The organism is Rhizobium sp. Root482 (genome assembly GCF_001426565.1).
Classification (GTDB): domain Bacteria; phylum Pseudomonadota; class Alphaproteobacteria; order Rhizobiales; family Rhizobiaceae; genus Pararhizobium.
On record NZ_LMFA01000021.1, the window covers coordinates 55,594 to 73,465 of the forward strand.

The window sequence follows — 17,872 nt, forward strand, 5'->3', positions numbered from 1 at the left end:
AAACATCTTCTTCAAACGACAAACCCGCCCCGACGCCATGAGGACGGCGGGGCGGGCTTTGGCAATAGCCTGACTTAGGCGTTGGCGGCAAGCTTCATCGAGACGATGCTGTCGGGATCCTTGACCGGTTCGCCCTTCTTGATCTTGTCGACATTGTCCATGCCTTCGATCACCTGGCCCCAGACGGAATATTGCTTGTTCAGCCACGGGCTGTCGGCAAGGCAGATGAAGAACTGCGAATTGGCGGAGTTCGGCATCTGGCTGCGAGCCATGGAGCATGTGCCGCGCACATGGCTCATATTGGAGAATTCGGCTTTCAGGTCCGGCTTGGAGGAGCCGCCCATGCCGGCGCGCGCCGGGTTGAAGTCGGCGCCGCCCTGCTTGCCATATTGCACGTCGCCGGTCTGCGCCATGAAATCGTCGATGACGCGGTGGAACACGACGCCGTCATAGGCGCCCTCGGCGCAGAGTTCCTTGATGCGCGCGACATGGCCGGGCGCCAGGTCCGGCAGAAGCTGGATGACGACCTGCCCCTTGGTGGTTTCCAGGATGATGGTGTTTTCCGGATCCTTGATCTCGGCCATGGCTTTTCTCCTTGGTGTTGTAACGGTTATTTGCCGACCTTGACGCTGATCATCCGGTCGGGATCGGTGACGGAGCCGTTATTGGCCTCATCGCCCATCTTGATCTTGTCGACATTCTCCATGCCTTCGACGACCTGGCCGACAACCGTATACTGGCCGTTCAGGAAATCGCCGGGTGCGAACATGATGAAGAACTGGGAATTGGCGGAATTGGGATCCTGGCTGCGAGCCATGCCAACCGTGCCGCGCGTGAAGGGGGTCTTGGAAAATTCGGCTTCGATATCCGGCTTGGAAGAGCCGCCTATGCCGGCCATGTCGGCCTTGAAGTCCTTTTCCATATTGCCGTACTGAACGTCGCCGGTCTGCGCCATGAAGCCCGGGATGACGCGGTGGAAGGCGACATTGTCATATTCGCCGGCCTCGGCCAGTTCCTTGATGCGCGCAACATGCTTCGGCGCGACATCCGACAGGAGTTCGATGACCACCGGACCGTCCTTCAACTGGATGGTGAGATAGTCCTTTGCCTGGGCAAAGGCAGTACCCGTCAAGGATGCAAGGGCGAAGGCGCCTGCGAAAGCGAGTTGGAGAATTTTCATGATAGCTCCGTGAAAATGATGTGAACGCGTCAGGATTTGCGCTTGGCGCTGAGCGCCTGGTGAACGGCTTTCGGAACGAAGGCACTGACATCGCCGCCCATGGCCGCGATCTGGCGGACCAATGTGGCGGTAATGGGTCGCGAGGCTGTTCCGGCCGGCAGAAACAACGTCTGGATGTCGGGCGCCATCTGCCGGTTCATGCCGGCCATCTGCATCTCGTAATCAAGGTCGGTACCGTCGCGCAGGCCGCGCACCAGAAGCGATGCGCCGTGCTGGCGGGCCGCGTCGACCACCAGATTATCAAAAGACGTGATGGAGATATCGCCAGCTCTTTGCGGCAGATATTCGCTCAGCGACTGGCGAATGAGGTCGGCACGCTCCTCGAAGCTGAACAGCGGCGCCTTGCCGGGATGGATGCCGATGGCGACGATCACCGACGAGGCCACGTTCAGCGACTGGACCAGCACATCGAGATGGCCGTTGGTCATCGGGTCGAAGGAGCCGGGATAAAAAGCAGTGGTCATCGCGCCTGTTCCGTTTCGCAAGCCTTTTGTCACGGACCGCGCACAACCGCAAGGGAGCGTCCCGGTCGTCTGGCCCTGTTCCCATGGAAACAGCCTGCCTGCAGCACCAATGTTAAACAGGGTCCAGTTTCGAAGTTCTCGCCAAGGGGCATTCAATTTCTGAAGTAGCGAACGGAACTTTTTGCAATCGCGGCCGTTAACAGGGCGAAAGGATCACTGTCATGGGACTTATTCTTCTGTCGATAACAATGTTTTTCGCGATGCTCTTTGCAACGGCGCACGCGATAAGAAACGAAGCGCGCAACGACCGCGATGGTCTTCTGCCGGATCAATTGTTGAAATAGGAAGAATCGCCATGGCGATCATCATGATGCTCGTATCGGCAGTCATCAGTATTGTGTTTCTGGTCGATTTCGCAAAAACCATTCTGGAACTTCAGCGCGATCGTGCGGTCATGAAGACCATTACCCGGAATACGGGCGGCTTCAGCGTTTGATCCGCGACTGCGACATTCCAGCTCTATCTGACAGCCGTAACCTCCAGTGCGCGCTGTCCTGAAAAACCGGATGGTCCCTGCCAGTCCGGTCTTTCTGTATCTGGGGCTGCTTACGAAAAAGCCGGCGAAAAATTCGCCGGCTTTTTCCATGGATTGTGGGCTTATTCCTCGGTCGCAGCCGGTGGCTCCCCACCCTCCGGCAGGTCCGTGGCGTCAAGGAGTTCGTCCTCCTCGTCCGTCTCCGGCTCACTGATGCGCTCGACCGAAACGACCTTTTCGTCCTTGGCGGTCGAGAAGATGGTCACGCCCTTGGTGGCGCGGCTTGCGAGCCGGATGCCGCCGACCGGGACCCGGATCAGTTGGCCGCCATCGGAGACCAGCATGATCTGGTCCTTGTCCTCGACCGGGAAGGCGGCGACCAGTTCGCCGATTTCGCCTGTCTTGGAGGTATCGGTGGCCCGAATTCCCTTCCCGCCACGTCCGGACGTCCGGAAGTCGTAGGTGGAGGAACGCTTGCCGAAACCCTTGACCGACACGGTGAGCACGAATTGCTCGCGTGCCTTCAGTTCTTCATAGCGCGCGTCGTCGAGCTGGCCTTCTTCCGTCACCTCTTCCCCGACAAGGGCGATTTCCTCGTCCTCGCCGGTGGTCGCCCGCCGTTCGGCGGCGGCGCGCTTGAGGTAGGCGGCACGCTCCCACGGTTCGGCATCGACATGGCCGACAATCGTCATCGAGATGATCCGATCATTGTCGCCAAGCGAAATGCCGCGCACGCCGATCGAATTGCGGCCGGCAAAGACGCGAACGTCAGTGACGGAGAAGCGGATGCACTGGCCGAGCGCCGTGGTCAAAAGCACGTCGTCGCGATCGGTGCAGGTCTCGACGGAGAGGATTTCATCACCCTCGTCCTCAAGCTTCATGGCGATCTTGCCGTTGCGGTTGACCTGGACGAAATCCGACAGCTTGTTGCGGCGGACGGTTCCCCGGGTCGTCGAGAACATTACGTCGAGGTTCTGCCAGGTCGTTTCGTCCTCGGGCAGTGGCATGATCGTGGTGATGCGCTCGCCCGATTCCAGCGGCAGCATGTTGATCAATGCCTTGCCGCGCGATTGCGGCGTGCCGATCGGCAGGCGCCAGACCTTTTCCTTATAAACGATGCCACGCGAGGAGAAGAACAGCATCGGCGTATGCGTATTGGCGACGAAAAGCCGCGTGACGAAATCCTCGTCGCGCGTCGCCATGCCGGAGCGACCCTTGCCGCCACGGCGCTGGGCGCGGTAGGTGGCAAGCGGCACGCGCTTGATGTAGCCGAGATGCGATACGGTGATGACCATATCCTCGCGGGCGATCAGGTCCTCGTCGTCCATGTCCGGACCGCCCTCGACGATCTCGGTGCGGCGCGGCGTACCGAATTCGTCGCGGACGGCGGCAAGCTCGTCCTTGACGATCGTCATGATGCGGACGCGCGAGCCGAGAATATCGAGGTAGTCGCTGATCTCGGCGCCGATCTTGTTCAATTCGTCGCCGATTTCGTCGCGGCCAAGCGCCGTCAGGCGGGCAAGACGCAGTTCGAGAATGGCGCGGGCCTGTTCCTCGGAGAGATTGTAGGTCAGATCCTCGTTGATCCGGTGACGCGGATCGTCGATCAAGCGGATCAGGCTTTCGACATCGGCGGCCGGCCAGCGGCGCGTCATCAACTGTTCGCGCGCCGTCTGCGGATCCGGAGCTTCGCGGATCAGCTTGATGATCTCGTCGATATTAGCAACCGCGATGGCAAGACCGACCAGCACATGGGCGCGGTCGCGCGCCTTGCGAAGCAGATATTTCGTGCGCCGGCTGATGACTTCCTCGCGGAAGGAAACAAAGGCGCGCAGCATGTCGAGCAGGTTCATCTGCTCCGGCTTGCCGCCGTTCAGCGCCACCATGTTGCAGCCGAAGGAGGTCTGCAGCGGCGTGTAGCGATAGAGCTGGTTGAGGATCACGTCGGCATTGGCATCGCGCTTCAGCTCGACGACGACCCGGTAACCCTGCCGGTCGCTTTCGTCGCGCAGGTCCGAAATGCCTTCGATGCGCTTGTCCTTGACCAGTTCGGCCATCTTCTCGATCATCGTCGCCTTGTTCACCTGATAGGGAACTTCGGTGATGATGATCTGCTCGCGGTCGCCGCGCATCGGCTCGATGGTGGCACGGCCGCGCATGATGACCGAGCCGCGGCCCGTCTCATAGGCAGACCGAATACCGGAACGGCCAAGGATGAAGGCGCCGGTCGGGAAATCCGGACCGGGAATGATCTCCATCAGCTGGTGCAGCTCAAGCGCCGGCTCGTCGATCAGCGCGATGCAGCCGTTGATCACTTCGATCAGATTGTGCGGCGGGATATTGGTGGCCATGCCGACGGCGATGCCGCCTGCCCCGTTGACCAGGAGATTGGGGAATTTCGCGGGCACGACGACCGGCTCGCTGAGCGTCGCGTCGTAGTTGTCGCGGAAATCGACCGTTTCCTTGTCGAGATCGTCGAGCAGGGCATGGGCCGCCTTCTGCAGCCGGCACTCGGTATAACGCTCGGCCGCCGGCGGATCGCCGTCGATCGAGCCGAAATTCCCCTGCCCGTCGATCAGCGGCAGGCGCAGCGACCACGGCTGGGCCATGCGGGCAAGCGCATCATAGATCGCCGAATTGCCGTGCGGATGGTATTTACCCATCACGTCACCGGTGACGCGGGCACATTTGACGTATTTCTTGTTCCAGTCGATGCCCAGTTCGCTCATCCCGAAGAGGATGCGCCTGTGAACCGGCTTCAGGCCGTCGCGGACATCGGGAAGAGCGCGGCTGACGATGACGCTCATGGCGTAATCGAGATAGGAGCGCTGCATTTCCTCCATGATGGAAATAGGCTCGATGCCTGGTGGGTTCTTGCCGCCGCCGGGTGTGGTTTGCTCAGTCAATTTCGATCACGATCTTTGTTCAGAATCAGACATATTTTTATAGCCGAATGTACCGGGCAGCGCCAATTTTGCGGCCGGGTTTTGAACAGGCTTTTCCCCTTCAAGCCACGGCCCAGCGGGATTTGCAAGGCAAAAGCGGCGGAACCATGGAAGACGGGCCTTTCCTTCGCCGGTCCCCTCGCCTAACAATCGATCAAACGGCCGGCGTGAACAGGCCAAAGGGGAATTTGCGATGCTGAACATCGATCTTCTGGTCAATGCGCTCACCACCATCCTGGTCACCATCGACCCGCCCGGCCTGGCGCCGATCTTTCTCAGCCTGACGGTCGGCATGAACCGGCAGCAGCGCTTTCTCGTTGCCCGGCGTGGCACGCTGATCGCCTTTTTCATCCTGTCGGCCTTCGCCCTGTTCGGAAACGGCATTCTCGGCCTGCTCGGCATCTCGATTGGCGCTTTCAGGATCGCCGGTGGTCTGCTGCTGTTCTGGATCGCCTTCGAGATGATTTTCGAGAAGCGCAACGAGCGCAAGGAAAAGACCGGAGAGGTCGCAGTGACCCGCGATCATATTCACAATATCGCGGTCTTTCCGCTGGCCCTGCCGCTGATCGCCGGTCCCGGCGCGATTTCGGCGACGATCCTGCTGTCGGGCTCGTTTTCGGGGACCATCGACCGGGCCCAGCTGATCCTGGTGATCGCGTTCTGCCTCGCCGTGCTGTTCGCAGCCCTCGTCATCGCCGAGCGCATCGACCGGTTCCTCGGCGTCACCGGTCGGGCGATCCTGACCCGCCTGCTCGGCGTGATTCTCGCGGCGCTCGCCGTGCAATTCGTGGTCGATGGCGTCAAATCGGCCATGGCCTGACGACGTCGACTATTGGCGGGATAGTTTGAGGCTTTGCGGAGAACATGCTGGCGACCCCTGCAGGGCTCGAACCTGCGACAACCTGCTTAGAAGGCAGGTGCTCTATCCAGCTGAGCTAAGGGGCCGCTTTGGCGGAGGGATCACCTCCGCTGGAACATAGCCCTGGAATCAATGCGTCCAGGGCTGGGTGCGGGTAAAGCGGAAATTATCGCTGTAGGAGACGCTCTTGCGCGTCTCCTCCTTCGGCGCGATGACGCGGTATTCGACGCCGTTGCGCTCTGCATAGGCGACCGCCTGCTCGGCGGTCTCAAAGGTCAGCTTCACCTGCTGGCGGGTATCGGCCGAACTCGTATATCCCATCATCGGATCGATCGTGCGCGGGCTGTCCTGATCGAATTCGAGAACCCACAAATGCGTCTTGGCCTTGCCGGACTGCATGGCGGTCTTTGCGGGGCGATAGATTTTCGCGGACATATCTTCAAGCGGCTCCACTCAACAGTGCATCGCGCCGGCTTCCAAGCCGATCGCTGCATTCCCATAGCGCAGAATGGAATGAAACGGAATGACTTTTGCGCGATATATGCGCCGATTTCGGCAGGGTGGGCCGCGCGGCGTATGGAGGACGTGGTTCGCCTTGCGCACCGGCAAGCTGAAGCAGGCGTGCCAACGTCGCCGTGGCGGACTTCGTCATCATGATGGAAGGAAGATATCGGTGGTCGGAGTGGAGAGATTCGAACTCCCGACCCTCTGGTCCCAAACCAGATGCGCTACCAGGCTGCGCTACACTCCGTGACCGGCCGATGGCGGGGAGATACACGCTTCCCCCTGCCCCTGCAACAGTTAAATTGGCCGGCTTGAGGTGACGGCCGGGCGACGCGTCACGGCCGGGCTGCCTGGGGCGATGCGGCGATCTGGCGGCTTTCGACATGGTCGCCGGGGGCGATGCCCAAGCGCTCGGCCGAGCCGGCATTCAATTCGAGCACGAAGGCGACTGGAACGCCGGAATCGATGATGCTTTCCGAAAGCGGCACGGCGTTTTCACGGATCGTCTCGATCCTGCCGTCGCTCGCGATGAACAGCATGTCGAGCGGCAGATAGGTGTTCTTCATCCACATCAGGACCCGACGCGTCTCGCCGAAATCGAACAACATGCCGGCGTCACCGGCCATTTCGCGACGGTTCATGAGGCCTTGCGCGCGCTGCTCGCTCTCGAGCGCCAGTTCCACTGTGAACGCATGGGCGCGGCCATCGGCTGTCGTCACCGTCAGCGGCGCCTTCTCGAAGCTGATGTCGGCTGCCAGGGCCGGCGAGGCGGAAAGGCACAAAAAAAGCGCCGCGAAGGCGCTTGCTATTGGGCGAAATAACCGCCCCAGCATCAATGCGCCCGGCCGGAGGGTGCCGGCACGTCGGGGTGTATTTCCGCCGCCATCAACCCCTTGTCGCCATCGCCGAAACGCACCAGCACCGTCTGGCCCGGGCGCAGCTCGGTGAGGCCGAAGCGGCGCAGTGTTTCCATATGGATAAAGATGTCCTCGGTGCCGTCGCCGCGCGTCAGGAAGCCGAAGCCCTTGGTGCGATTGAACCATTTGACAAGGCAACGTTCCAGCCCACTGGTCGGGGTGACCTGTGCGTGGGTGCGGGCCGGCGGCAGCTGCGAGGGATGTACCGCAGTCGATTGGTCCATGGAAAGGATGCGGAAGGCCTGGTAGCCACGATCGCGCTTCTGGATCAGGGCGACGACGCGCGCACCTTCCAGCACCGTCTGGTAACCGTCGCGGCGCAGGCAGGTGACATGCACAAGCACATCCTGCATGCCATTGTCCGGGATGATGAAGCCAAACCCCTTGGCAACGTCGAACCACTTAATCACGCCGGTGATTTCAACCAGATCGAGTGCGTCGCTGCCGAAATCCTCGTCCGGCGTGGCGCCCTTTGCTGAAATCCTGTCCGCCATTGTCTTCCAGCCCCTCGAATACGCGTCACATCACGGTTAACTGATTCTTGATGGCAGAATAACATCGTCCCGCCGCAATTGCGCAAGCCCTCGGATGAAATTTGCCGTCGCCATCCCTAGCGTCCGAGCCTTGCCTCTGGCTGTCTGTTGCCTAATTATGCGCTCGTCTTCAGCAAAACAGGAATATTACAGTGCGCTATCTGCATACCATGGTTCGCGTCAAAGATCTGGACGCGGCACTTCACTTCTACGGCACGCTTTTCGGACTGGTGGAAGTTCGCCGGATCGAGAATGAAAAGGGCCGGTTCACGCTGGTCTTCCTGGCCGCGCCCGGCGATCTCGACCATGCGGAAACCCATCTCTCGCCCTGCCTGGAACTGACCTACAACTGGGACCCGGAAGACTATACCGGAGGGCGTAATTTCGGTCACCTCGCCTACGAGGTCGACGATATCTACAAGACCTGCCAGGCGCTGATGGACAACGGCGTGACCATCAACCGGCCGCCGCGCGACGGACATATGGCCTTCGTCCGCTCGCCGGACGGCATTTCCATCGAAATCCTGCAGAAGGGCGACCGCTTGGCGCCGCAGGAGCCCTGGGCTTCCATGGGCAATACCGGCGCCTGGTAAGCCTCGCACAATGCGGCCGGGCGATATCTGCATCCGTTATTGGCCCTTTCCGTGCCGATTACCGATGATCGTCCGGCCCTGCCGCGGCTCCAGCCTGTGGCGCGTGATGGATCAACGCCGGTCGTTTCGAACCGGCACAGGTTTACAAGTAACGGCGCGTTCACTAAAGTTTGAACGACACGTTAACGATCGGGAGGAGTCCGGCGCCTGGCGGTGGACTTTCCCGTTTTCGGTTGATCGATCGACCCGACTTACGGCTTTTGCAGCGGTTGTGTGGATCGTGACTTCCTGATGAATGGGCCATGATGGCAGCAATGTCGCCAGGCCCGCATGAGTGGGGATCCAACGTTGCGTCATGTTCTGCAAAAGGCAACCACCATCCGTGGCCTTGGTTGCGCCCTCGCCCTGACCGTCTCCGTTCTTGCCCTTTCGGGTTGCGTCACGGCGGCGAAGGAAACGGCGGACGCCGCGACCGCCGCCGACCAGACAACCACCGAAACCGCCGAGGCGGACGCAGCATCGGCCGGCGCCGAAGCCACGTACCAGGACCAGCAGGTCTCCGCCATGGGCGCGGGCGGCCAGCAGCAGCAGGTGGGATATCCGGCGTCCGGCACGGCCCTGGTTCCGACCGAGGCCGATGGTCAACCCGCATCGCTAACGCTGCAGGGAACCGGCCTCAACGCAACATCCAGCAGCATTTTTGCCGTTCAGGCACCAAATGCGCTGCCGCCCCAGAACGCACAGGCCCAGAATGCACGGGCTCAGGCAGGCAACGAGCCGCTCCCCATCAAACAGGAGACCGGGGTCAATCCTGCCTCCAACAGCCTTTTCAACGGCGGCCAACCGGCGGCGGAGCCCGCTCCCCTGCCGCTTGAGGAAGCAAGCAGGCGAGCGGACGCAGCCGCCGGCGCACAGATGGCAACTGCCGAGACATCCGGCGACGCGGGCACGCTTCCCGTCGCGGTGCCGGTGCCCACGAGCGCACAGGCGATGCGGACCGATGCCGGCCAGCCAGCGACGACAAATGAAGTGGCGGCAACAGGCATCATCGATGACGCAGCAGTCGCGCAAGATCAGACCGGTGGATCGCAAGAAAACACACCGCAGCAGGCGGGCAAGACCCTGACGCTGGCGGGGCTGTTTGCCGCCAAGCGCCGGAACCGCAATCAGTTCGATGGCGACCGCTTTGCTCAATCGCAGAAAAAGAAGACGCTGACGTCCGCAGGTGCGCAGAATCAGGTCGCGGCGCTGGGCTTCACCGCCCTGCCCGGCGTCAAAACCGGATCCATGTTCGCCACCGCCGACGATTCGCAACCCGGCCATGACGACCAGAGCGGAAAGGTCGAGCTTGCCTCCCTCTCCGGCCTTGCCCGGCTTGCGCCGAACGGACTCTGGCTGCAGACCGAAAAGGTGGAAACCGGCTGTTTTCAACCGGAGCTGATGCAGGTCCTGAAAACCATCGAAACCCATTACGGCCGCAAGATCATGGTTACGTCCGGCCTTCGCGACGTCAAGCACAACCGGCGCGCCGGCGGCAGCCGCGGCTCGCTTCACACGACCTGCGAGGCTGCGGACATCCAGGTTCCCGGCGTCAGCAAATGGGAGCTCGCCGGCTATCTGCGCACGATGCCTGGCCGAGGCGGCGTCGGAACCTACTGCCATACCGAATCTGTCCATATCGACACTGGCGAGGCGCGCGACTGGAACTGGCGCTGCCGTCGGCGCAGAAGCAAATGACAAGCTTTTGTTATAATTGATAGTTTTTGCGTCGGCCGCGCCTTCTGCACCGGGCGGGATTTTTTTGCAGAAAAATGAAATTTGCCGCTTGCGGTATTCAAAAGCCCTGACTATAAGACGCCCACACAACGGCTGCGCCCTTCGTCTATCGGTTAGGACACCAGATTTTCATTCTGGGAAGAGGGGTTCGACTCCCCTAGGGCGTACCATTGTGACCCTCCCCAAAACACCAGGATTTTTCCCCGAGATCGCAAAAGAGACCTCGGGCGAGCGCGCGTGTACTTTCGCAACCGTCGCCGAATCGCCTGCTGTTTTTATTGGAAAAAACACCGGAAATTTGAAAATTGCCGCTTGCGGCATTCCAAGTCGCTGACTATAAGACAGCCACCTGCTGCGCCCTTCGTCTATCGGTTAGGACACCAGATTTTCATTCTGGGAAGAGGGGTTCGACTCCCCTAGGGCGTACCAGGTCTTTCTCTCCCCCCAGCAATCCATCGTCCCCCCTTTGCCTGCAAAATGCGTGGATCACAGCGCCATTGCAGCGTCGATCACCCGCAATTGCACGCGTCGCGTTCCCTGCCAGAGATCGGCCGATATCGAGGCCGCCACATGGATGGTCTCGCCGCGCTTGGACAGGAGCAGATCACCCAGCGGGGTTTCCAGGGCGCGGAAAGCGATGCCCTCGACCCTTGACCCGTCCTGGCTTTCCAGCGTCACCTTCACATGGTTGCTGCCCACCTGTCGCGAATCGCGCAAACGATGGGCGGGAAGCGCAAAGATCGGCTGCGGATGCCCCGCGCCATAGGGCCCTGCCCGCTCGAGCAGGTCGATCAATGCCAGATTGGCGCCGGCGGCGCCGAGTGCGCCATCGATCTTCAGGGTTTCCGCCGAAACCAGATCCCTGACGGTATTCTTTGCCTTCTCCTCGAAGAAGGTCCGCAACCTGCCGAGATTGACGCGCTCCACCGTCAGGCCGGCCGCCATGGCATGGCCGCCGCCCTTGACGAGCAGGCCCTCATCCACCGCCGCGCGAACAATCTTGCCGATGTCGAAACCGCTGATCGACCGACCGGACCCGCTTCCGCGACCGTTCGGATCGAAGGCGATGGCAAAGGCCGGGCGGCGGAATTTTTCCTTCAGTCGCGCCGCCAGAAGGCCGACAATCCCCGGATGCCAGTTCTCGCGCGCGGTGACGATGACGGAGGCCGAATCGCCATGGCCATATTCGGCAAGCGCCTCGGCTTCCGCCTCCGCCAGCATCGCCACTTCCATGACCTGACGCTCGCGATTGAGTTCGTCCAGCTTGGCGGCGATCTCATCGGCGGCACCTTCGTCGTCCAGTGTCAGCAACCGGCTGCCGAGCGCCGCATCGCCTATCCGTCCGCCCGCATTGATCCGTGGTCCGACCAGAAAGCCGAAATGATAGGGCGTGACCGGACCGCCCAGCCCCGCCTTGCGAAACAGCGCCGCCAGGCCGGGGTTCTGCATGTGGCGCGCGGCGATCAGCCCCTTCACGACATAGGCCCTGTTCAGGCCCTTGAGCGGCACGACATCGCAGACCGTCGCCAGGGCGACTAGGTCAAGAAGAGCGAGAAGATCAAAGGAGGGGGCGCGGTGATCGCGCGCTTCGCGCAACTGGCGAAGGGCATTGACGAGGACGAGGAAAACGACGCCGGCGGCGCAGAGATGCCCCTGCCCTGAAAGATCGTCCTCCCGGTTCGGATTGACCAGCGCCACGCAGGGCGGCAGTTCCGCGCCGACCTGGTGATGGTCGATGACGACCACGTCGATGCCCCGCGCCTCGGCGACGGCAAGCGCCTCGTGGCTGGTCGAGCCGCAGTCGACGGTGACGAGCAGTTGCGCGCCGGCATCGATCAACTGGCCGATCGCGGTCGGATTGGGGCCGTAACCCTCGAAGATGCGGTCGGGGATATAGATCACCGCATCGACGCCGAAATGATGGAGAAAACGATAGAGAAGCGCGGAGGAAGCGGCGCCATCGACATCATAGTCGCCGAAGATGGCGACCCTTTCTCCCTTCGCAATGGCCGCAACGATGCGGGCGGCCGCCTTCGTGCAATCGGTCAGCGTGTCGGGGTCCGGCATCAGGCTGCGGATCGTCGGGTCGAGAAAGGCGAGCGCGTCATCCATGGTCACGCCGCGCCCGGCGAGCACGCGGGCGATGAGATCGGACAGTCCGTGAACCTGGGCGATGGCGAGCGCGCGGTTCTGCCCTGCCTGGTCGAGCCGCGACACCCAGCGCTGGCCGGTTGCGGACCGTTCCACGTTCAAGAAGGCACGCTGTACCGGGTCCACCAATTCGCTCATCGTCTCTCCCATCGTTTGCCCGTGTTCGTAGCCGTCTTTGGCCCTCGCCGTAAACCGGAATCGAAACGGCCCTACCCGGCTCGCATCCGGATAGGGCCGCTGGAAACGGTTCAATCTTGTCAGGCGGCCTTCGGGCGCTCGATGCGGATGACCTGCGGATCGCCGACGAGATAGCCTTCGTTCTTGATCGTCAGGACGGACTTGCGCACCGCCGCCTCGGTGGTCGCATGGGTGACGAGGATGATCGTCTGCGGCTCGCCGGTCTCGACGGGATGCTTGGAATGCTGGACGATCGATTCGAGCGAGATGCGGTTTTCCGCCATGCGCGTCGCGATGCTGGCAAAGACGCCGGTCTTGTCGAGAACTTTGAGACGAATGAAATAGCCGCCCTCATGGCTCTGGATCTGCGCCTGCCTGTAGGGGAGCAGTGCAGTGACCGGACGCCCGAAGGCCGGAACGTGCTGCTCGCCGGGCCGGCTCTTGGCGATATCGGCGATATCGCCAAGGACGGCGGATGCCGTGGCATTGCCGCCGGCGCCGGGACCGACCATCAGCAGTTCGCCGAGGATATCGGATTCGATCGCCACCGCATTGGTGACGCCATCGACCTGCGCGATCACCGAATCGAGCGGCACCATGGTCGGGTGTACGCGCTGCTCGATGCCGCTCTCGGTGCGCTGGGCGACGCCGAGCAGCTTGATCCGGTAGCCAAGATCGGCGGCGGCATGGATATCGTCGATCGAAATATTGGTAATGCCCTCGAGATAGATATCCTCGGCGGCGATTGCGGTTCCGAAGGCAAGGCTGGTGAGGATGGAAAGCTTGTGGGCGGTATCATTGCCCTCGATGTCGAAGGCGGGATCGGCCTCAGCATAGCCAAGCCGTTGCGCTTCCCGGAGGCAATCGGCAAATGACAGGCCTTCCTTTTCCATCTTGGTCAGGATGTAGTTGCAGGTGCCGTTCATGATGCCATAGACGCGCGAGATCGTGTTGCCGGTCAGCGATTCACGCAGCGCCTTGATGACCGGAATGCCGCCGGCGACGGCTGCCTCGTAATTGAGAAGCGCGCCGTTTTCCTCGGCAAGGCCGGCAAGCGCGATGCCATGGGCGGCAAGCAGGGCCTTGTTGGCGGTGACCACATGGACGCCGCGGGAAAGTGCGGCCTTGACTGCCGACAGGGCCGGTTCGCCGGCGCCGCCCATCAGTTCGACGAAAACGTCGATATCGGCAGTCCCTGCCAGCGAAAGCGCATCCTCATGCCATGTCGTGGTTGAAAGGTCCACGCCGCGATCGCGGTTCCGGTCGCGGGCGGTGACGGCGGTGATCTCGATGGCCCTGCCGCAGGTGGTTTCCAGCGCCGCGCGGCGCTCCTGAAGAATACGCACGAGCGAGGCACCGACGGTTCCCAAGCCCGCAATGCCGATTTTAAGGGCATCTGCCATAGGTAGTTCCTAACATATAGAGAGCGCCTCGCCGAAAGGCGAAGCGGATTCAAGAGGATGCCGGATGTTTCCGGCGTCTCAGCGGTGGGCGTTCAGCGAAATGACATTGTGCAGAGTGTCATCGGCAGACGAAAGAAACTTCTTCAGGCTACGGGCCGCCTGGCGAATCCGGTGTTCGTTCTCGACCAGCGCGATGCGGATATAGTCATCGCCCTGCTCGCCGAAGCCGATGCCCGGCGCCACCGCGATATCGGCCTTTTCGACCAGCAGCTTGGAAAACTCCAGCGAACCGAGATGGCGGAATTTTTCCGGGATTTTTGCCCAGGCAAACATGGTGGCGGCCGGCGGCGGCACATCCCATCCGGCCTTGCCGAAGCTATCGACCAGCACGTCGCGGCGGCGGCGATAGATATTGCGCACCTCCTCGATATCGGACCCGTCGCCGTTCAGCGCATGGGTCGCGGCAACCTGGATCGGCGTGAAGGCACCGTAATCCAGGTAGGACTTGACCCGCGTCAGCGCCGCAATCAGCCGTTCGTTGCCGACCGCAAAACCCATGCGCCAGCCCGGCATGGAAAAGGTCTTCGACATCGAGGTGAATTCGACCGTGATATCAACGGCGCCGGGAACTTCGAGCACCGATGGCGGCGGCGTACCATCGAAATAGATTTCCGAATAGGCGAGATCCGACAGGATGACGATGTCGTGCTTCTTGGCGAAGGCCACGACTTCCTTGTAGAAATCCAGCGTCGCGATATGCGCGGTCGGATTGGACGGATAGTTGATCACCAGCGCGATAGGCTTGGGGATGGAGTGGCGGATCGCCCGCTCAAGCGGCGGGAAGAAAGTATCGTCCGGCTCGACCGAAATCGAGCGGATGACGCCGCCGGTCATCAGGAAGCCGAAGGCGTGGATCGGATAGGTCGGGTTGGGGCAAAGGATGACATCACCGGGCGCGGTGATCGCCTGCGCCATGTTGGCAAAGCCTTCCTTGGAACCAAGGGTCGCGACGACCTGGGTATCCGGATTGAGCTTGACGCCGAAGCGGCGCGCATAATAGGCGGCCTGCGCCCGGCGCAGGCCCGGAATGCCCTTTGAGGAAGAATAGCGGTGGGTGCGCGGATCCTTGACCGCTTCGCACAGCTTGTCGACGATCGCTTGCGGCGTCGGAAGGTCCGGATTGCCCATTCCAAGGTCGATGATGTCGGCTCCGCCCGCTCGCGCGCTCGCCTTCAAACGATTGACCTGTTCGAAGACATAAGGCGGCAGACGCCGGACTTTGTGAAACTCTTCCATCTCTAACCTCGTCTTGCGCGGCCCCATGCATGAATCATGTGCGGCATGGAGACGTGCGCGGTGCAAAAGGCCACGCGGCCATGAAAGGCTTTGCGTCCAAATCCGCTGGAACGCAAGCGCTAATTCTCGATCTGCTTCAGCGCATCCGAGCCGTGATTGGCGGCAAGCAAGCGCAGTTCCTTCAGGCGGCGCTGATATTCCGCTTCGGTGATCTGGCCGGACGAGCGGGCGCCGCCGAGCGCCGTCAGCCGAGCCGATTGGGTGGCCGCTTCCTCATTGCTCATCTGCGCGCTTGCGGCCGGCAATTTTCCCTCGATCACCGGATAGACATCGGCCGAGGCAGGCTTGGCGGCGGCGGAATAGAGCGATGGCTGCGCCGGGCCAGAGGACGAGGAACACGCGGCAAGGGCGAGCACCAAGCCCGCAAGGCCAAAACCCGTCGCCATCCGCATCATCTCTGTTTTCCCGTCTTCATCTTCTTGCCATAGGCGGCGCATATCGTTGAATCTCTGCCGGAAATCGGCCTCTGCCCTGTTGTCATCACGTCCGGCACGCTGGACTTGTAATCATTTTAGGGCAGAATGTAAAAAGACAAAACGACAAACATCTGTGGAGGATGCGCAGTGGCAGACGACCGGAAGTCCGAAGGTCGAACCACCGCCGGCGCGGATGGTTTCACCGGTTTCGATCCGAAATCCGTCGATGCCTATATCGTCAAGGACCCGCAGGCCCTCACCCTCAATCTCGCCCGCACGGTCGAGCAACTCGGCAAGGCGGCATCGGCCTGGCTTGCGCCGCGCGAAAGCGGTGAAAAGAGCGACCTGATGGCCGATCCGGTCGTCGACATGGTCAAGACGCTCTCAAAAATATCCGAATACTGGCTGTCCGATCCGCGCCGGACCCTGGATGCGCAAACGCAGCTGATGGGAAGCTTCTTTTCCATCTGGACGCGCAGTCTACAGAAAATAAACGGCGAGACGGTGGCCGAGCCCGACGATGGCGCACGCACGGACAAGCGCTTTTCCGATGCGGACTGGGTCGCCAATCCGTTCTTCGACTTTCTCCGGCAAGCCTATTTCGTGACGTCGGACTGGGCGGACCGGATGGTGCGGGAGGCCGAAGGGCTCGACGACCATACAAAGCACAAGGCGGCCTTCTATGTCCGCCAGATCGCCAGCGCCATCTCGCCGTCGAATTTCGTCACCACAAACCCGCAGCTCTACCGGGAAACGGTAGCCTCCAGCGGCGCCAATCTGGTGCGCGGCATGCAGATGCTCGCCGAGGACGTGATCGCCGGAAAGGGAGACCTGAAACTTCGACAGACGGATACGAGCAAATTCGCCATCGGTGAGAATATCGCCATAACGCCTGGCAAGGTGCTTGCCCAGAGCGACGTCTGCCAGGTCATTCAATATGACGCCTCCACCGAGACGGTGCTGAAGCGGCCGCTGTTGATCTGCCCGCCCTGGATCAACAAGTTCTATGTGCTCGATCTCAATCCGCAAAAATCCTTCATCAAATGGGCGGTGGACCAGGGACACACGGTCTTCGTCATTTCATGGGTGAACCCGGACGAGCGCCATGCAAACAAGGATTGGGAGGCCTATGCCCGCGACGGCATCGGTTTCGCGCTCGACACGATTCGCCAGGCGACGGGCGAAGAGGAGGTCAATGCGATCGGCTATTGCGTCGGCGGCACGCTGCTTGCGGCAACCCTTGCGCTCCATGCACAGGAGGGCGACAGGCGTATCCGCTCCGCCACGCTGTTCACCACTCAGGTCGATTTCACCCATGCCGGCGACCTCAAGGTCTTCGTCGATGACGAACAGATCGAGAGAATGGAGGAGCAGATGAAGGAGAACGGCTATCTCGACGGTTCGAAGATGGCGACGGCCTTCAACATGCTGCGCGCCTCCGAGCTCATCTGGCCCTATTTCGTCAACAACTATCTCAAGGGACAGGAGCCGACCGCCTTCGACCTGCTCTACTGGAATTCCGATTCGACCCGCATGCCGGCCGCCAACCACTCCTTCTATCTGCGCAACTGCTATCTCCACAACAATCTCTCCAAGGGCGAGATGGTGCTGGCCGGGAAGAAGATTTCGCTCGGTGACATCAAGATCCCGGTCTATAATCTCGCCACCCGCGAAGACCATATCGCGCCGGCAAAGTCGGTGTTTCTCGGCAGCCGGTCTTTCGGTGGCGACGTGACCTATGTCATGTCCGGCTCCGGCCATATTGCCGGCGTCGTCAATCCGCCGGACAAGGGCAAGTACCAGTTCTGGACGGGCGGGCCTGTCGAGGGTGAATTCGAGGACTGGGTCAAGACGGCCAGTGAAACGCCGGGTTCCTGGTGGCCGCATTGGCACAAATGGATCGAGGCGCTTGACGGCGAACGCGTGCCGGCACGCAAGACCGGCGGGACGCTCAATTCGCTGGAGGAAGCGCCCGGTTCCTATGTCCGGGCCCGCGCCTGAGC

Annotated in this window: 17 protein-coding genes and 4 tRNA genes; 8 read left to right on the forward strand and 13 right to left on the reverse strand. The window is 61.4% G+C overall.

Going from position 1 to position 17,872, the window contains the following annotated elements; all coding sequences use genetic code 11:
* Positions 1 to 74 precede the first annotated feature (74 nt).
* The 3 genes from ASD31_RS14405 to coaD are packed head-to-tail and all read right to left on the reverse strand — an operon-like array spanning position 75 to position 1,704.
* On the reverse strand, positions 75 to 584 hold the full coding sequence (locus tag ASD31_RS14405; RefSeq protein WP_056334913.1) for a peptidylprolyl isomerase: 510 nt from the start codon (positions 582 to 584) through the stop codon (positions 75 to 77).
* Positions 585 to 610: 26 nt separating this feature from the next.
* Positions 611 to 1,180 carry a peptidylprolyl isomerase gene (locus tag ASD31_RS14410; RefSeq protein WP_056334917.1) on the reverse strand — a complete coding sequence of 190 codons (570 nt, stop codon included), beginning with the start codon at positions 1,178 to 1,180 and terminating at the stop codon, positions 611 to 613.
* Between the two features lie 29 nt (positions 1,181 to 1,209).
* Positions 1,210 to 1,704 (reverse strand): pantetheine-phosphate adenylyltransferase, encoded by a 495-nt coding sequence (coaD, locus tag ASD31_RS14415; protein ID WP_056334919.1) that lies wholly within the window; start codon positions 1,702 to 1,704, stop codon positions 1,210 to 1,212.
* Between the two features lie 355 nt (positions 1,705 to 2,059).
* Between coaD and ASD31_RS26005 the strand changes: the two genes are divergently transcribed.
* Positions 2,060 to 2,200: a hypothetical protein gene (locus ASD31_RS26005; RefSeq protein ID WP_156392670.1), complete on the forward strand. Its 141-nt coding sequence runs from the start codon at positions 2,060 to 2,062 to the stop codon at positions 2,198 to 2,200.
* 161 nt (positions 2,201 to 2,361) lie between these two features.
* Here the strand turns inward: ASD31_RS26005 and gyrA are convergent, their stop codons facing one another.
* Entirely contained in the window at positions 2,362 to 5,145 is a 2,784-nt protein-coding gene (gene gyrA / locus ASD31_RS14420; protein WP_056334922.1) for a DNA gyrase subunit A, read from the reverse strand.
* 232 nt (positions 5,146 to 5,377) lie between these two features.
* Here gyrA and ASD31_RS14425 point away from each other — a divergent pair, with 232 nt between their 5' ends.
* Positions 5,378 to 6,004 carry a MarC family protein gene (locus ASD31_RS14425; RefSeq protein ID WP_056334925.1) on the forward strand — a complete coding sequence of 209 codons (627 nt, stop codon included), beginning with the start codon at positions 5,378 to 5,380 and terminating at the stop codon, positions 6,002 to 6,004.
* A 48-nt stretch (positions 6,005 to 6,052) separates the two neighbouring features.
* On the opposite strand, the gene ASD31_RS14430 is transcribed toward ASD31_RS14425, so the two are convergent.
* From ASD31_RS14430 to ASD31_RS14450, 5 genes are all read right to left on the reverse strand, one after another.
* Positions 6,053 to 6,129 (reverse strand) — tRNA-Arg (locus ASD31_RS14430).
* Positions 6,130 to 6,172: 43 nt separating this feature from the next.
* Positions 6,173 to 6,478, reverse strand: a complete 306-nt coding sequence (locus ASD31_RS14435; protein WP_056335801.1) for an ETC complex I subunit — start codon at positions 6,476 to 6,478, stop codon at positions 6,173 to 6,175.
* Positions 6,479 to 6,717: 239 nt separating this feature from the next.
* Positions 6,718 to 6,794, reverse strand: a tRNA-Pro gene (locus tag ASD31_RS14440).
* 88 nt (positions 6,795 to 6,882) lie between these two features.
* Positions 6,883 to 7,380: a DUF192 domain-containing protein gene (locus tag ASD31_RS14445; RefSeq protein ID WP_056334928.1), complete on the reverse strand. Its 498-nt coding sequence runs from the start codon at positions 7,378 to 7,380 to the stop codon at positions 6,883 to 6,885.
* On the reverse strand, positions 7,380 to 7,958 hold the full coding sequence (locus ASD31_RS14450) for a cold-shock protein (protein WP_056334932.1): 579 nt from the start codon (positions 7,956 to 7,958) through the stop codon (positions 7,380 to 7,382). The genes ASD31_RS14445 and ASD31_RS14450 overlap by 1 nt, the downstream gene beginning before the upstream one ends.
* 191 nt (positions 7,959 to 8,149) lie before the next feature.
* Here ASD31_RS14450 and ASD31_RS14455 point away from each other — a divergent pair, with 191 nt between their 5' ends.
* From ASD31_RS14455 to ASD31_RS14470, 5 genes are all read left to right on the forward strand, one after another.
* Entirely contained in the window at positions 8,150 to 8,590 is a 441-nt protein-coding gene (locus tag ASD31_RS14455) for a VOC family protein (RefSeq protein ID WP_056334935.1), read from the forward strand.
* A gap of 564 nt (positions 8,591 to 9,154) precedes the next feature.
* Positions 9,155 to 10,327 (forward strand): YcbK family protein, encoded by a 1,173-nt coding sequence (locus ASD31_RS14460; RefSeq protein WP_244483856.1) that lies wholly within the window; start codon positions 9,155 to 9,157, stop codon positions 10,325 to 10,327.
* A gap of 134 nt (positions 10,328 to 10,461) precedes the next feature.
* Positions 10,462 to 10,536, forward strand: a tRNA-Glu gene (locus ASD31_RS14465).
* 2 nt (positions 10,537 to 10,538) lie between these two features.
* Positions 10,539 to 10,700, forward strand: a complete 162-nt coding sequence (locus ASD31_RS26010; protein ID WP_156392672.1) for a hypothetical protein — start codon at positions 10,539 to 10,541, stop codon at positions 10,698 to 10,700.
* Between the two features lie 20 nt (positions 10,701 to 10,720).
* A tRNA-Glu gene (locus tag ASD31_RS14470) sits at positions 10,721 to 10,795 on the forward strand.
* Positions 10,796 to 10,852: 57 nt separating this feature from the next.
* On the opposite strand, the gene recJ is transcribed toward ASD31_RS14470, so the two are convergent.
* From recJ to ASD31_RS14490, 4 genes are all read right to left on the reverse strand, one after another.
* A complete protein-coding gene (recJ, locus tag ASD31_RS14475; protein ID WP_056334941.1) occupies positions 10,853 to 12,655 on the reverse strand; it encodes a single-stranded-DNA-specific exonuclease RecJ in 1,803 nt (600 codons plus the stop codon).
* A gap of 119 nt (positions 12,656 to 12,774) precedes the next feature.
* Positions 12,775 to 14,097, reverse strand: a complete 1,323-nt coding sequence (locus ASD31_RS14480; protein WP_056334943.1) for a homoserine dehydrogenase — start codon at positions 14,095 to 14,097, stop codon at positions 12,775 to 12,777.
* Between the two features lie 78 nt (positions 14,098 to 14,175).
* Positions 14,176 to 15,393 (reverse strand): LL-diaminopimelate aminotransferase, encoded by a 1,218-nt coding sequence (locus ASD31_RS14485; RefSeq protein ID WP_056334945.1) that lies wholly within the window; start codon positions 15,391 to 15,393, stop codon positions 14,176 to 14,178.
* Between the two features lie 119 nt (positions 15,394 to 15,512).
* A complete protein-coding gene (locus ASD31_RS14490) occupies positions 15,513 to 15,848 on the reverse strand; it encodes a hypothetical protein (protein ID WP_056334948.1) in 336 nt (111 codons plus the stop codon).
* A gap of 168 nt (positions 15,849 to 16,016) precedes the next feature.
* Between ASD31_RS14490 and phaC the strand changes: the two genes are divergently transcribed.
* Positions 16,017 to 17,870, forward strand: a complete 1,854-nt coding sequence (gene phaC / locus ASD31_RS14495; protein WP_056334951.1) for a poly(3-hydroxyalkanoate) polymerase subunit PhaC — start codon at positions 16,017 to 16,019, stop codon at positions 17,868 to 17,870.
* Positions 17,871 to 17,872 lie beyond the last annotated feature (2 nt).